The sequence below is a fragment of the Thermohalobaculum xanthum genome, from assembly GCF_016623495.1.
In the GTDB taxonomy this organism is placed as follows: Bacteria; Pseudomonadota; Alphaproteobacteria; order Rhodobacterales; family Rhodobacteraceae; genus Thermohalobaculum; species Thermohalobaculum xanthum.
In genome coordinates, this window is record NZ_JAEHHL010000009.1 from 81,016 (window position 1) to 94,779 (window position 13,764).

Here is a 13,764-nt window from a genome sequence, read left to right on the forward strand (position 1 = left end):
AGAGCGAGACCCCGGGAGATCCGATGAAGACCCTGCTGAGAGTGCTGCGCGGAGAAGCGTTGCCGACACCGCCCGTCTGGCTGATGCGGCAGGCAGGACGCTACTTGCCGGAATACCGGGCCACGCGCGCGAAGGCAGGCTCGTTTCTCGACCTGTGTTACACGCCGGAACTTGCCGAGGAAGTGACGCTGCAGCCGATCCGCCGCTTTGGCTTCGACGCGGCGATCCTGTTCGCCGACATCCTGCTCATTCCCCAATCCCTGGGCCTCGATCTTTCCTTCGTCGAAGGCGAGGGCCCGCGGCTGGCCTGGCGGCGGGAACCGCGCGACCTCGGGTCGCTCAGGCCGCTCGACGAGATCGACGAGACGCTTTCCCCGGTCTACGAGACGGTCCGCCGCCTCTCGCGCTCGCTGCCGGCCGAGACGACGCTTATCGGCTTTGCCGGGGCCCCTTGGACGGTCGCGACATACATGGCCGCGGGACGCGGGACGCCCGACCAAGGGCCGGCGCGGCGCTGGATGTTTGGCGATCCCGACGGCTTTGCGGAACTCATCGACCGCGTGACCGATGCGACGATCCATTATCTCTCGTGCCAGATCGAGGCCGGCGCCGAGGTGGTGAAGATCTTCGACAGTTGGGCAGGCGCGCTGACGCCGCCGATGTTCGAGCGTTTCGCCATTCGGCCCGCGGCCCGCATCGCCGCGGCACTCAAGGAACGGCACCCCGACGTTCCGATCATCGGCTTCCCTCGGGGGGCGGGCGCGCTCTACCGAGATTTCGCGCGGGGTGCGGGCGTCGACGCCATCGCGCTCGACTCGCAGGTTCCGCTTGGCTGGGCGCGGGGCGCGCTGGGCGACGTGGCGCTCCAGGGCAATCTCGATCCGATGTTGATGGTCGTCGGCGGCACTGCGCTGGAGGCCGAGGCGCGCCGGATCAGGGACGAGATGGCGGGCCATCCGCATATCTTCAATCTGGGCCACGGGATCACGCCGGATGCGGATCCGGCGAATGTCGATCGTCTCCTGAAAGCGATCCGCGGGTGAAGGCGGCACGATGATCGGCGATTTCCTCGTGTCCGCTTATCCCTGGACCAAGGCGTTGCATGTCATGTCGGTCATCGCCTGGATGGCCGGCCTGTTCTACCTTCCGCGCCTCTTCGTCTATCACGCCGAACGGGCCTCGCCCGGCTCCGAGCTCGAGGCGACACTGATCGTGATGGAGCGCAAGCTCCTGAAACTGATCATAAATCCGGCAGGCGTCGCGACCTGGGTGTTCGGTCTTGCATTGGTGTTCACGCCGGGAGTGATCGACTGGGGCTCGGATATCTGGGCCTATGTGAAGGCAGTGCTCGTCATCGGCATGACGGTGTTCTATCATGCGCTTGTCGCGTGGCAGCGCGCATTCGAGAAAGGCCGGAACAGCCATCCGGGCCGATACTTCCGATTGATGAACGAGGTGCCGACGGTCCTGATGATCGGCATCGTACTGATGGTGATTGTCAAACCGTTTTGATCAGTTTCTCACGCGAATCGAATGGAGAATTGACAAGCGCGAAATTCTTCCCATATAGCCCCCCGACAGGCGGTTCGTCATCGCCACGGCGCGTGCTCACCTTCCCGGGCCTTCAGCGTGCCTGTCTCATCCCCGACCGCCGTCACATCCTTCCGGACGAGAGCCCATGAGCCAGCAGAGACTTTCCGACCTCAAGGCGAAAACGCCCACCGAGCTTCTTGCCCTTGCCGAGGAGCTGGAGGTCGAGAACGCCTCGGCGATGCGAAAGCAGGACATGATGTTCGCCATCCTCAAGGAGATGGCCGAGCGTGATGTCGAGATCATCGGGTCGGGTGTGCTCGAGGTTCTGCAGGACGGCTTCGGCTTCCTTCGCTCGCCCGAGGCCAACTACCTTCCGGGCCCCGACGACATCTATATCGGCCCGAACCAGATCCGCCGCTTCGCCCTGCGCACCGGCGACACGATCGAGGGCCCGATCCGCGCGCCCAAGGATGGCGAGCGCTACTTCGCCCTGCTCAAGGTCAACACGATCAATTTCGAGGATCCAGAGCAGGCGCGCCACAAGGTCCATTTCGACAACCTCACGCCGCTCTATCCGGACGAGCGCTTCAAGATGGAGATCGAGGATCCGACCATCAAGGACCGCTCGGCCCGGATCATCGATCTCGTCTCGCCGATCGGGAAGGGCCAGCGCTGCCTGATCGTCGCGCCGCCCCGGACCGGCAAGACGGTTCTGCTCCAGAACATCGCGCACTCGATCGAGAAGAACCACCCCGAGTGCTACCTCATCGTGCTGCTGATCGACGAGCGGCCGGAAGAGGTCACTGACATGCAGCGCTCGGTCCAGGGCGAGGTCATCTCCTCGACCTTCGACGAGCCCGCGACGCGCCACGTTGCCGTGGCCGAGATGGTCATCGAGAAGGCCAAGCGGCTGGTCGAGCATGGCCGCGACGTCGTCATCCTGCTCGACTCGATCACCCGCCTCGGCCGCGCCTACAACACCGTGGTGCCGTCCTCGGGCAAGGTGCTGACGGGTGGTGTCGACGCCAATGCGCTGCAGCGGCCCAAGCGCTTCTTCGGCGCCGCGCGCAACATCGAGGAAGGCGGCTCGCTCACCATCATCTCGACCGCACTGATCGACACCGGCAGCCGCATGGACGAGGTGATCTTCGAGGAGTTCAAGGGCACCGGCAACTCCGAGATCGTGCTCGACCGCAAGGTGGCCGACAAGCGCGTCTACCCCGCGATCGACATCCTCAAGTCGGGCACCCGCAAGGAAGACCTGCTGGTCTCGAAGACCGACCTCACCAAGATGTTCGTGCTGCGTCGCATCCTCAACCCGATGGGCACGACCGACGCGATCGAGTTCCTGCTCTCGAAGCTGAAGCAGACGAAGTCGAACTCGGAATTCTTCGACTCGATGAACGCCTGAGCGGTTTGGGCCGCACGCCGGGGGTTCCCCACGCGCGGCCCCGTAGTCAGCTCGCCGATCTCAGGGCTTAAGGATCAGGGATCCGGTGGTCTTGCGCCCCTGCAGATCGGTATGCGCCTGCACCGCGTCCTTCAGCGCGTAGACGGTGGGATCGGCGATCTTCACGGCGCCCGACTTTAGGGCGGCGAAATAATCGTCCGCTGCTCCCTGCAGGCTCTCGCGCGTCGCGGTGTAGTGGACAAGGGTCGGCCGCGTCAGGAAGAGCGATCCCTTGGCCGCGAGGATCCCGACATCGACACCGGTCACCGGCCCCGAGGCATTGCCGAAGCTGACCATCAGGCCACGGGTCTGCAACGAGTCGAGCGACTCGAGCCAGGTGTCCTTGCCGACGCCGTCATAGACGACGCGGACGCCCTTGCCGCCGGTAATCTCGCGCACGCGCGGCGCCACCTTCTCGCTGCGATAGTCGATCACGTGGTCCGCGCCCAGCGCGCGCGCGATCGCGCATTTCTCGGCGCCGCCCGCGGTCGCGATCACCGTGCTTCCCAGGTGCTTGAGCCACTGCACCGCGATCTGGCCGACGCCGCCGGCACCGGCGTGGAACAGCACCGTGTCATCCGGCCCGCAGCGGTGGATCTGCCTGATAAGGTACTGGGAAGTCAGGCCTTTCAGCATGCTCGCGGCGATTGTTTCGCTTGCCAGCCAGTCCGGAAGCGTGACGCAGCGATCGGCCTTGATGACATGTGCCTCGGCATAGGCGCCGATCGGGCCCGAACAATAGGCGACGCGATCGCCGACCGCGGGGCTGCTGACACCCGGACCCACGGCCTCGACCGTCCCCGCGGCCTCGAGGCCGATCCCGCTGGGCAGCGGCACGGCATAGAGGCCGGTGCGGTGATAGGTGTCGATGAAGTTCACGCCGATGGCCTCGTGGCGGACCAGGATCTCTCCCTCGCCGGGGGTTGGCGTCTCCCACCTGGTGAAGCTCATCTTCTCGGGTCCGCCGAACTCGGCGATCTTGATGCCCGCGACCTGTGCCATATGCGTTCTCCGTCTGGCTGTTCTCGGCGGCCAGAGGATGCTATTGGGCGCCTCTCGGTCAAGGAGCGAATGTGTGAGCACGGGCATCAGCGATGATGGCGCGACGATCTTTGCGCTGGCGACCCCGCCTGGGGTCGGCGGGATCGCCGTGCTGCGCGTTTCGGGTCCCGGGGCGGACGAGGCGCTTTCCCGGCTGACACAGCGCGCGCTTCCGGCGCCGCGCCAGGCGACGCTGCGCCGGCTGCGCGATGCGGAAGGTGCGCTGCTCGACGAGGCGCTCGTCCTGCGGTTCGCTGCCGACGCGAGCTTCACCGGCGAGCCGGTGGTCGAGTTCCATTGTCACGGTGGCCGGGCCGTCGTCGCCCGGCTTCTCGATGTGCTGGGCGGCATGGCGGGGCTGCGCCCCGCCGAGGCCGGCGAGTTCACCCGGCGCGCGGTGCTGAACGGGCGGCTCGACCTTGCCGAGGTCGAGGCGCTCGGCGATCTCATCTCGGCCGAGACCGAGCGTCAGCGCCAGCTCGCGGCCGCAGGTTTCGGCGGGGCGCTGCATCGCCGCGCCGAGGCGTGGCGTGACCGGCTGCTCGACATTCTGGCGCGGGTCGAGATCACCATCGACTGGGCCGATGAGGAGGTCCCGTCCGACCTCGACGCCGAGCTGGCCCAGGAGCTTGACGCGCTCGCGGGGGAGTTCGATCGCGAACTTTCGGCCTCGCATGGCCTCGAGCGCCTGCGCGAGGGCTTCACCGTGGCGATCCTCGGCGCACCGAACTGCGGAAAGTCTAGTTTTATCAATTATTTAGCTGGGCGCGAGGCAGCCATCGCCTCGCCGCATCCGGGAACCACCCGAGACGTGATCGAGCTGCGATACGACCTGCGCGGTCTGCCGGTCACCTTTCTCGACATGGCGGGTCTGCGCGAGACGCAGGATCCGGTGGAGCGGATCGGTGTTGACCGCGCCGTCGCGCGCGGAAGCGCGGCGGACCTGCGGCTTCATTTCAGCGCACCGGATGTGGCGGACATTGCGCTGCCCGGGACGCTATGGCGCGAGGGCGACATCGGGGTCCGGACCAAGGCCGACCTTGGCGCCGGTTCCGGGGATCACGCCATTTCGGTCGTGACGGGCGAGGGGATCCGGCCGCTCCTCGATGCGATCCATGACCGGCTCTCAGGCCGGATCCCTTGCGACGGCGTGACCAGCCATGCGCGACAGCGTGCGGCACTGGCCGCGGCGCGCGAGGCGTTGTGCCGAGCACGAAAGCAGCTATCTTCTGGAGAGCCCGAGCTGATCGCCGAGGATCTCCGCGGCACGCTGACCGAGCTCGGGCGGATGGTGGGGCGCGTCGGTGTCGAGGACATGCTCGACCGGGTCTTCTCCAGGTTCTGTGTCGGGAAGTAGGAATGTTTCACGTGAAACAGTCTCGGTTCGATGTCCTGGTGATCGGCGGCGGCCATGCCGGGACCGAGGCCGCGCATGCCGCGGCCCGGACGGGCGCGAGTGTCGCGCTGGTGACCCACCGATTTGACCGCATCGGCGAGATGTCCTGCAACCCGGCGATCGGCGGGCTCGGCAAGGGGCACCTCGTGCGTGAGATCGACGCCTTCGACGGTGTGATGGGGCGCGCGGCCGACACGGCCGGCATCCAGTTCCGGCTCCTAAACCGCCGCAAGGGCCCCGCGGTGCAGGGCCCGCGGGCGCAGTGCGACCGCGCGCTCTACCGTCGTTTCGTCCAGGACACGATCGCCGCGACCCCGGGCCTTTCGGTCATCGAGGGCGAGGTTGTCGACCTTGTCGTAAAGGGCGGACGCCTCGTGGGCGCCAGTCTCGCAGATGGCGGGGTGGTCGAGTGCGGCGCGGCGGTACTGACGACGGGCACGTTCCTCGGGGGGCTGATCCATTTCGGCCCCGAGAGCCGGCCCGCGGGTCGCATCGGCGATCCCGCCGCGACGCGCCTTGCCGCGCGCATCCGCGATCTTGGCCTGCCCGTCGGGCGGCTCAAGACGGGGACACCGCCGCGGCTCGACGGGCGCAGCATCGACTACGCACGGCTGGAAGCTCAGCCCGGCGACGACGATCCGTCCTTCTTCTCGTTCTTGACGCGCGGCTGCAGGGCGCGCCAGGTCAGCTGCCACATCACCCACACCAACGCCCGGACGCACGCGATCATCCGCGCGAATCTCGGGCTCTCGGCGATGTATTCGGGGCGGATCGAGGGTGTCGGGCCGCGCTACTGCCCGTCGATCGAGGACAAGGTCGTGCGCTTTGCCGAGAAGGATGCGCACCAGATCTTCCTTGAGCCCGAGGGGCTTGACGACGACACCGTCTATCCGAACGGGATCTCGACCTCGCTCCCCGCCTCGGTGCAGGAGGAATACGTCCGCAGCATCGCCGGCCTCGAGGACGCCGTCATCCTTCAGCCGGGCTACGCCGTGGAATACGACTATGTCGACCCGCGCGCGCTGTCGCGGACGCTCGAGCTCAAGGCGATGCCGGGCCTGTTCCTCGCGGGCCAGATCAATGGCACCACCGGCTACGAGGAGGCCGGCGCCCAGGGGCTCATCGCGGGCCTGAACGCGGCGGCCGGCAGTTGCGGCGCGGAGCCCGTGGTGCTCGAGCGCGACGAGGCCTATATCGGCGTGCTGATCGACGATCTCGTGACCCAGGGCGTCTCGGAACCGTACCGCATGTTCACCTCGCGGGCCGAGTACCGCCTGAGCCTGCGCGCCGACAATGCCGACCAGCGCCTGACACCGGTGGCGATCGCCGCCGGCTGCGTATCGGCCGCGAGGCGCGCGGCCTTCGAGGCCAAGATGGAGCGCCTCGAGGCGGGCAGGGAGATGTGCGGCGCGCTTGCCGCGACGCCCTCCGCGCTTTCCGCGCATGGCATCGACGTGAACCAGGACGGCGTTCGGCGCGACGTCCACACCCTGCTCGCGTTTCCCGGCCTCGACCTCGCGAAGCTCGCAGGCGTCTGGCCCGAGCTTGGCGCGCTGGAGCCCGAGATCGCCCGCCAGATCGAGCGCGAAGCGACCTACCGCAGTTACGAGCTTCGGCAGCGGGCCGAGGCCGATCGGCTGAGGGCCGAGGAACGCCGCGCGTTGCCTGAGGGTCTCGATTATCACGCAATATCAGGGCTCTCGGCCGAGCTTCGCGACAAGCTCGACCGCGTGCGGCCTGAAACTCTGGGGCAGGCGTCGCGCATCCAGGGCATGACACCGGCCGCGCTCGCGCTGCTGCTTGCCGTGAGCGAGCAGAGCCGGCGGCGGAGGCGCGCGTGACGCCCGAGGGTTTTGCGGCCGAGTTCGATGTTTCACGTGAAACGCTCGACCGGCTGCTGCGGTACGAGGCCGTGCTGCGGCACTGGAACCCCCGGATAAACCTCGTCGCGCGGGCCTCGCTCGACGATGTCTGGGCCCGCCACTTCGCCGATTCCGCACAGCTCGTCGGTCTTGCCCCGCCATCGCCCGCGAACTGGGTCGACATGGGCTCGGGCGCCGGGTTCCCGGGCCTCGTCGTCGCGGCGATCCTGGCCGAGCAGGCGCCGGGGTGTCGGGTCAGCCTGATCGAGAGCGACGGCCGGAAATCCGCTTTCCTTCACAGTGCGGCGCGCGAGATGGGGATCGAGGTCGGGATCGAGACGACCCGGATCGAGGACGCGCCCGCGCGCAGCGTGGATGTCGTCTCGGCCCGTGCGCTCGCGCCGCTCGATGCCTTGCTGGCTCTTGCGCAACGGTTTTGCGGGTCGGGCACGCGGCTCCTGTTTCCCAAGGGGCGCATGGTGGAATCCGAATTGACCGACGCCCGCGCGCATTGGCATATTGACGCCCGTCTTCATGTGAGCAGGACGGATCCGTCGGGGCGGATCGTCGAAGTCCGCGATTTTCATCCGCGTCGTGACAACTGAGGTGGGCCAGATGGGCGCTCGAAAGATCATTGCCATCGCCAATCAGAAGGGCGGCGTGGGCAAGACCACCACGGCCATCAATCTCGGCGCGGCGCTCGCGATGTCGGGCAAGTCGGTGCTGATGATCGATCTCGACCCGCAGGGCAACGCCTCGACCGGCCTTGGGCTGCTGGCCTCGCGGCGCAAGACCACCGCCTATGATCTGCTGACCGGCGAGGCGACGCTCGAGCAGGCAGCCGCGTCGACCCCGGTCGAGGGGCTGTCGATCGTGCCGGGCAGCGGCGACCTCTCGGGCCTGGACGTCGAACTGGCGGGCGAGGCCGACCGCGGCGAGCGCCTGCGCGAGGTGCTGAGCGCCGAGGAAGTGGGCGGTAAATACGACTACATATTGATCGATTGCCCGCCATCTCTCAATATATTGACCGTGAACGCGATGGTTGCGTCGGACTCGATCCTCGTCCCCCTGCAATGCGAGTTCTTCGCACTCGAAGGCGTGAGCCAGCTTCTGAGCACGATCCGGCGCATTCAGCTCAAGATCAACCCGAGGTTGCGGATGGAAGGCATCGTACTCACCATGTACGACCGGCGGAACAATCTCTCGGCCCAGGTCGCGCAGGACGTGCGCGAGAACCTGACCGATGTCGTCTTCCGCACCATCGTGCCGCGTAACGTCCGCCTCTCCGAGGCGCCGAGCCATGCGCTCCCCGTCATGCTCTACGATCCGGATTGCGCGGGCAGCGAAGCCTATCGCCAGCTCGCGGACGAGCTGATCCGCCGCAACGACGCCAGCGCCGCCGCCTGAGGAGAGAGCGATGAAGAAACCCGACCGCAAGAGCCTGGGCCGCGGCCTGTCGGCGCTGCTGGGCGATATCGAGGCGGCCGAGGTTCCCGTCGGACCCCAGCAGGAGGCCGCGCCCGCGGGCGAGCCCGCACCGGCGGCGGGAGCGGAACGCAGCATCACCAGCGCCCCGATCGAGCGCATCCACCCCAACCCCGACCAGCCCCGCCGCGATTTCCGCGAGGAGGATCTTGCCGAGCTTGCCGCCTCGATCCGCGAGCGCGGCATCATCCAGCCGGTGATCGTGCGCCCGCACCCCGCGCGCGAGGGCGAGTTCCAGATCGTCGCCGGCGAGAGGCGCTGGCGCGCGGCGCAGCGCGCTCAGCTGCACCGTCTGCCCATCGTGGTGCGCGATTTCGACGACCGCACAGTGCTGGAAGTCGCGGTCATCGAGAACGTCCAGCGCAGCGATCTCAACCCGATCGAGGAAGCCCAGGGCTATTCCCAGCTGCTCGAGCGTTATGGCCATACCCAGGACGAGCTTGCCCGCATCGTCGGCAAGAGCCGCAGCCACCTCGCGAACATCCTGCGCCTCTTGGCCTTGCCGCCCGAGGTGCTTGAGATGCTCCGCAAGGGCACGCTGTCGTCGGGTCACGCGCGCGCGCTGATCAATGCGCCCGACCCCGTGGGGCTTGCGCGGCGCGCGGTCTCGGCCGGACTCACGGTGCGCCAGGTCGAGAAGCTGGTGCGCGAGGCCAGCGCCGCCCCGCGCCGTAGCGTCAGCCGCCGGAAGCGCGGCACGCCCGAGAAGGACGCCGACACGCGGCTCCTCGAGGGCGATCTCTCGGCCGCGACCGGAATGCGGGTCGAGATCGAGCATGCCGGTGACGGCACGGGCGAGGTGCGCATCCGGTATCGCGACCTCGACGAGCTCGACACGCTCTGTCAGAAGCTCAGCGGCTGAACGGGACGTGGCCTAGCCGCGCGCGCCCATCATCGCGATGCGGATGAGGCAGCGCTCGACCATGGCCCGGTCGGGCCGCGCGCCGGGCGAGCGCAAGGTCAGGTCCGTTTCCTGCAGCAGGCGCAAGGCCGCCTCGGCGCGGCCCGAGGACCAGGCGGCTGCCTGGCGCGACAACGCCGTGCGGCGCGGCCCGAAGACCGGTGGCCGCAGCCGGGCGATCGCCGCCTCGATCCCGTCGGGTGCGCTGGCGAGCGTGACCAGCTGGCGGAACATCCGGCCTGCCGCGATCAGGACCTGCACGGGCGAGCCGCCGCCGGCTGCGACGCGGCTGAGCAGCGGCACCACTTCGTCCGCGCGCCCCGCGGCGACCGCGTCGATCAGCCGATCGAGCTCGGCCTCGGTCGCGGCGGGCATCAGACCAAGGACCGCCTGTGCATCGAGGGGCTGGCTTTCGGACGCGCCATAAAGTGCAATCTTTTCAACAAGTTGCGTAAGCTGCGCGCGATCGAGCTCGTGCACTGCGGCGGCGAGCGCGCCCTCCGCCTCGCGGGTCAGCCCAGCCGCGAGGCCCGCCGCCTTCAGGTCGGCCGCCAGCTCGGCGGGATCGGGCGGATCGGGGTAGAGGCCGCAGGCGGCCGCGACGCGGCTTCCCTCGAACAGCTTTCGCAGGCTCGAGCGCGGCGCCAGCGCGCCCGCCTCGGCGACGATGAAGGCATCCTCGCCGCTGATGTCGGCCAGGACCGCTTTCAGCGTCTCGGCGATCTCGTCGCGCGCGGTTTCAATCAGCACCACGCGGCGCCCGGGAAAGAAGCCGCGCGCCCGCACCGCCTCGTCGAGCGCGGCCGGGTCCTTGCGGATCGCCGCGCCCTCGAGTCGCGTGACCCGCATCTCGTCGCCTTCCGACAGTGCCGCCACGATCTCGCGCCGCGCGGCCGACACCGTCGCGGCGTCAGGCCCGAACAGCAGCGCCGCCGAAAGCCGCGCGTCGGGCGCCTTGCAGAACCTCGCGCTGTCGCGGCCCGAGAGCTTCACGTCACGACTGCGCCGCAGCCTCGATCTGCGAGGCTTGCGCCTGGATGCGCCGCGCGATGCGCTCGCCCAGATCCTTGGCCAGTCGACGCTCGATGTCCTGCTCGGTCGTGCGCGAGGCATAGAGCGAGGCGGTTGCGTCGTAACCCGATTCCGTCACGATGCGGTCCCGCAGCACCGGCTCGGCGGCATCCTTGTAGTAGAGCCTGAAATCGGCGACCGCCTGCACCCTGATGCGGGTGATCGTGTTGTCCTGCTCGACCAGCAGGCCGCTTTCGGTCAGCGCGGTCGCGACCTCGAGCCGGTAGTCGGGGTTGTTCGGCGTTCCGAGCCGCGATTCCAGCGTGTCGTGCAGGAAGTAGCTCAGCCGGTCATTGGTCTGCGGCAGCGCGATGCGCCCGCGCAGCTCCGACGCGCCGCTTCCTTCCGCCAGCATCGGGCGGAAGCAGCCGGGCAGGACGGCGAGCGCCCCGCACAGCGCGAGAAAGCGTCTTCGATCACATGACGACATTGACGATCCGTCCCGGTACCACGATGACCTTCTTCGGCGGACGACCCTCAAGGTAGCGCTGAACATCGGGAAGCGCGAGAGCCAATCCCTCGATGGTCGGGGCATCGGCTTCGCGCTCGACCTCGATCTCGCCGCGCTTCTTGCCATTGACCTGCACCGGCAGGGTGATGCGCTCGTCGCGTGCCAGCGCGGGGTCGGCCGCGGGCCAGGCGATGTCGACCAGCGGTGTCGCGTGGCCCAGTACCGCCCACATCTCTTCCGCGAAATGCGGCGTCATCGGTGTCATCAGGCGGGCCAGCGTCTCGAACGCCTCGCGCCGCGCGTGATCGAGTGCCGCGCCCTCGCCGTCGGCCTTCTGGATCGCGTTGACGAACTCGTAGATGCGCGCCACCGCCTTGTTGAAGGTGAAGCCCTCGATGTCCTGGGTGACGCCAAGGATCGTCTTGTGCGTCGCCCGGCGCAGTGCCTCGGCCTCGGCCGGGGTGTCGCCGGGCACCGTGGCGCCCAAGGGGGCGAGGCTCGCCTCCTGCAGCATCCGCCAGATGCGCTGCAGGAAGCGCCACGCTCCCTCGACGCCGGCGGTGGTCCACTCGACGTCGCGCTCGGGCGGGCTGTCCGACAGCATGAACCAGCGCGCGGTGTCGGCGCCGAACTGCTCGATGATCGCCTCGGGGTCGATCACGTTCTTCTTCGACTTCGACATCTTGATCGATGGGCCGATCTCGACCGGCTCGCCCGTCGCGATCAGCCGCGCGCTGTCAGCCGTGCGCTCGACCTCGTCGGGCGTGTGCCAGGCCCGCCGCCCGTTCGCGTCGCGGCTGGCATAGGTCTCGTGCGTGACCATGCCCTGGGTGAACAGCGCCTCGAAGGGCTCGATGCACCGCGCCGGCAGGTGTCCCGTGCGGTGCATCGCCCGGGCGAAGAAGCGCGAGTAGAGCAGGTGAAGGATCGCGTGCTCGATCCCGCCGATATACTGGTCGACATTCATCCAGTAGCCGACGTCAGCCTGATCCGTCGGCGTCGGCGCGTGCGGCGAGGTGAAGCGCGCGAAGTACCACGACGAGTCGACGAAGGTGTCCATCGTGTCGGTCTCGCGCCGCGCGGGCTTGCCGCAGGCGGGGCAGTCGACCCGCGTGAAGCCCGGATGGCGATCGAGCGGGTTGCCGGGACGGTCGAACTCGACATCCTCGGGCAGGCGCACCGGCAGGTCGGCCTTCGGCACCGGCACCACGCCGCAGGCGTCGCAATGGATCACCGGGATCGGGCAGCCCCAGTAGCGCTGCCGGCTGATGCCCCAGTCGCGCAGGCGAAAATTCTCGACGCCGCGGCCATAGCCGTTCGCCTCGGCATGGCCAATCGCGGCCTCGACCGCTTCCTCGCCGGTCTGGATCTCGGGCCCGGCGAAGCCGCGGACATAGCGGACCGGCTCGGTCTTGGGCGGCACGTAAGCCTCGGTCCCGACCGGCGCGCCGCCCTCGCGCGCGACATAGACATCCTCGACCGGAAGCCCGTATTTTCGTGCGAAATCAAGGTCGCGCTGGTCATGCGCCGGGCAGCCGAAGATCGCGCCCGTGCCGTAATCCATCAGGATGAAGTTGGCGATCCACACCGGCAGCTCCCAGTCCGGGTCGAGCGGGTGGACGACCCGGATGCCGGTGTCGACGCCCTTCTTCTCGGCCGTCTCGAGCGCCTCCTCCGAAGTGCCGACGCGGCGGCACTCGGCGCAGAACGCCGCGATCGCGGGGTGGTCCTGCTCCAGCGCCCGCGCCAGCGGGTGGTCGGGCGAGATCGCGGCGAAGCTCGCGCCCATCAGCGTGTCGGGCCGCGTGGTGTAGACCTCGAGCCGCTCGTGCCCCGCGGGCGCGCCCCTCGTCTCGAAGGCGAACTGCAGGCCGCGGCTCTTGCCGATCCAGTTGCGCTGCATCAGGCGCACCTTCTCGGGCCATTTCTCCAGCCCGTCGATCGCCGTCAGGAGCTCGTCGGCCATTTCCGAGATGCGGAAGAACCACTGCGTGAGCTCGCGCCGCTCGACCTCGGCGCCCGAGCGCCAACCCTTGCCGTCGATCACCTGCTCGTTGGCCAGCACGGTCTGGTCGACCGGGTCCCAGTTCACGACCGAGGACTTGCGGTAGACCAGCCCTGCCTCGAGCATGTCGAGGAACATCGCCTGCTGCTGGGCATAGTAGTCCGGGTCGCAGGTCGCGATCTCGCGCGACCAGTCGAGGCTCAGGCCCATGGCCTTGAGCTGGGCCCGCATCGCCGCGATGTTCTGGTAGGTCCACTCGCCCGGATGGACCTTGCGCTCCATCGCCGCGTTCTCGGCCGGCATGCCGAAGGCGTCCCAGCCCATCGGGTGCAGCACGTTATAGCCCTGCGCGCGCTTGAACCGGGCGATCACGTCGCCCATCGCGTAGTTGCGCACATGCCCCATGTGGATGCGCCCCGACGGGTAGGGAAACATCTCGAGCACGTAGTACTTGGGCCGCGAGGGATCACGCTCGACCCGGAAGGCGCCGCGCTCCTCCCAGATCTTCTGCCATTTCGGTTCCGCTTCGCGGGCATTGTAGCGCGACATGGGCGCGACCCCTCTTGGTC

Annotated in this window: 12 protein-coding genes; 8 read left to right on the forward strand and 4 right to left on the reverse strand. The window is 68.3% G+C overall.

Going from position 1 to position 13,764, the window contains the following annotated elements; all coding sequences use genetic code 11:
- The first annotated feature begins 23 nt into the window (after positions 1–23).
- The 3 genes from hemE (at position 24) to rho (ending at position 2,944) form a co-directional block, all read left to right on the forward strand.
- Complete coding sequence (gene hemE, locus H0I76_RS15105) at positions 24–1,043, forward strand: uroporphyrinogen decarboxylase (RefSeq protein ID WP_200611434.1); 1,020 nt, start codon at positions 24–26, stop codon at positions 1,041–1,043.
- 10 nt (positions 1,044–1,053) lie between these two features.
- The gene (gene hemJ, locus H0I76_RS15110; RefSeq protein ID WP_200611437.1) at positions 1,054–1,512 is read left to right on the forward strand and encodes a protoporphyrinogen oxidase HemJ; all 459 of its coding nucleotides are present in this window, start codon (positions 1,054–1,056) and stop codon (positions 1,510–1,512) included.
- Positions 1,513–1,678: 166 nt separating this feature from the next.
- A complete protein-coding gene (rho, locus tag H0I76_RS15115; protein WP_200611439.1) occupies positions 1,679–2,944 on the forward strand; it encodes a transcription termination factor Rho in 1,266 nt (421 codons plus the stop codon).
- A gap of 60 nt (positions 2,945–3,004) precedes the next feature.
- Here rho and H0I76_RS15120 read toward each other — a convergent pair whose 3' ends face one another.
- Entirely contained in the window at positions 3,005–3,985 is a 981-nt protein-coding gene (locus H0I76_RS15120; protein ID WP_200611441.1) for a quinone oxidoreductase family protein, read from the reverse strand.
- A 73-nt stretch (positions 3,986–4,058) separates the two neighbouring features.
- On the opposite strand from H0I76_RS15120, the gene mnmE reads away from it, so the two are divergent.
- From mnmE to H0I76_RS15145, 5 genes are read left to right on the forward strand one after another with little or no spacing between them, the layout of a single operon-like run.
- Positions 4,059–5,381, forward strand: a complete 1,323-nt coding sequence (mnmE, locus tag H0I76_RS15125) for a tRNA uridine-5-carboxymethylaminomethyl(34) synthesis GTPase MnmE (protein ID WP_325166463.1) — start codon at positions 4,059–4,061, stop codon at positions 5,379–5,381.
- Positions 5,382–5,383: 2 nt separating this feature from the next.
- Positions 5,384–7,261, forward strand: coding sequence for a tRNA uridine-5-carboxymethylaminomethyl(34) synthesis enzyme MnmG (gene mnmG / locus H0I76_RS15130; protein WP_200611448.1), 1,878 nt, complete (start codon positions 5,384–5,386; stop codon positions 7,259–7,261).
- Positions 7,258–7,887, forward strand: coding sequence for a 16S rRNA (guanine(527)-N(7))-methyltransferase RsmG (gene rsmG, locus H0I76_RS15135; protein WP_200611451.1), 630 nt, complete (start codon positions 7,258–7,260; stop codon positions 7,885–7,887). Before mnmG ends, rsmG begins: the two co-directional genes overlap by 4 nt.
- Positions 7,888–7,897: 10 nt before the next feature.
- Positions 7,898–8,689, forward strand: a complete 792-nt coding sequence (locus H0I76_RS15140; RefSeq protein ID WP_200611454.1) for a ParA family protein — start codon at positions 7,898–7,900, stop codon at positions 8,687–8,689.
- 10 nt (positions 8,690–8,699) lie between these two features.
- The gene (locus H0I76_RS15145) at positions 8,700–9,629 is read left to right on the forward strand and encodes a ParB/RepB/Spo0J family partition protein (protein WP_200611455.1); all 930 of its coding nucleotides are present in this window, start codon (positions 8,700–8,702) and stop codon (positions 9,627–9,629) included.
- A 12-nt stretch (positions 9,630–9,641) separates the two neighbouring features.
- Here H0I76_RS15145 and holA read toward each other — a convergent pair whose 3' ends face one another.
- From holA to leuS, 3 genes are read right to left on the reverse strand one after another with little or no spacing between them, the layout of a single operon-like run.
- Positions 9,642–10,661, reverse strand: a complete 1,020-nt coding sequence (holA, locus tag H0I76_RS15150) for a DNA polymerase III subunit delta (protein ID WP_200611456.1) — start codon at positions 10,659–10,661, stop codon at positions 9,642–9,644.
- A 1-nt stretch (position 10,662) separates the two neighbouring features.
- Positions 10,663–11,169 (reverse strand): LPS assembly lipoprotein LptE, encoded by a 507-nt coding sequence (locus H0I76_RS15155; protein ID WP_200611457.1) that lies wholly within the window; start codon positions 11,167–11,169, stop codon positions 10,663–10,665.
- Complete coding sequence (leuS, locus tag H0I76_RS15160; RefSeq protein WP_200611467.1) at positions 11,156–13,744, reverse strand: leucine--tRNA ligase; 2,589 nt, start codon at positions 13,742–13,744, stop codon at positions 11,156–11,158. The genes H0I76_RS15155 and leuS overlap by 14 nt, the downstream gene beginning before the upstream one ends.
- Positions 13,745–13,764: the final 20 nt, after the last annotated feature.

What these genes read in the sequence shown, in the direction of transcription:
- hemE (WP_200611434.1), top strand. Translation starts at nt 24, where the DNA reads ATGAAGACCCTGCTGAGAGTGCTGCGCGGAGAAGCGTTGCCGACACCG.
- hemJ (WP_200611437.1), top strand. Translation starts at nt 1,054, where the DNA reads ATGATCGGCGATTTCCTCGTGTCCGCTTATCCCTGGACCAAGGCGTTG.
- rho (WP_200611439.1), top strand. Translation starts at nt 1,679, where the DNA reads ATGAGCCAGCAGAGACTTTCCGACCTCAAGGCGAAAACGCCCACCGAG.
- H0I76_RS15120 (WP_200611441.1), bottom strand. Translation starts at nt 3,985, where the DNA reads ATGGCACAGGTCGCGGGCATCAAGATCGCCGAGTTCGGCGGACCCGAG.
- mnmG (WP_200611448.1), top strand. Translation starts at nt 5,384, where the DNA reads ATGTTTCACGTGAAACAGTCTCGGTTCGATGTCCTGGTGATCGGCGGC.
- H0I76_RS15140 (WP_200611454.1), top strand. Translation starts at nt 7,898, where the DNA reads ATGGGCGCTCGAAAGATCATTGCCATCGCCAATCAGAAGGGCGGCGTG.
- H0I76_RS15145 (WP_200611455.1), top strand. Translation starts at nt 8,700, where the DNA reads ATGAAGAAACCCGACCGCAAGAGCCTGGGCCGCGGCCTGTCGGCGCTG.
- H0I76_RS15155 (WP_200611457.1), bottom strand. Translation starts at nt 11,169, where the DNA reads ATGTCGTCATGTGATCGAAGACGCTTTCTCGCGCTGTGCGGGGCGCTC.
- leuS (WP_200611467.1), bottom strand. Translation starts at nt 13,744, where the DNA reads ATGTCGCGCTACAATGCCCGCGAAGCGGAACCGAAATGGCAGAAGATC.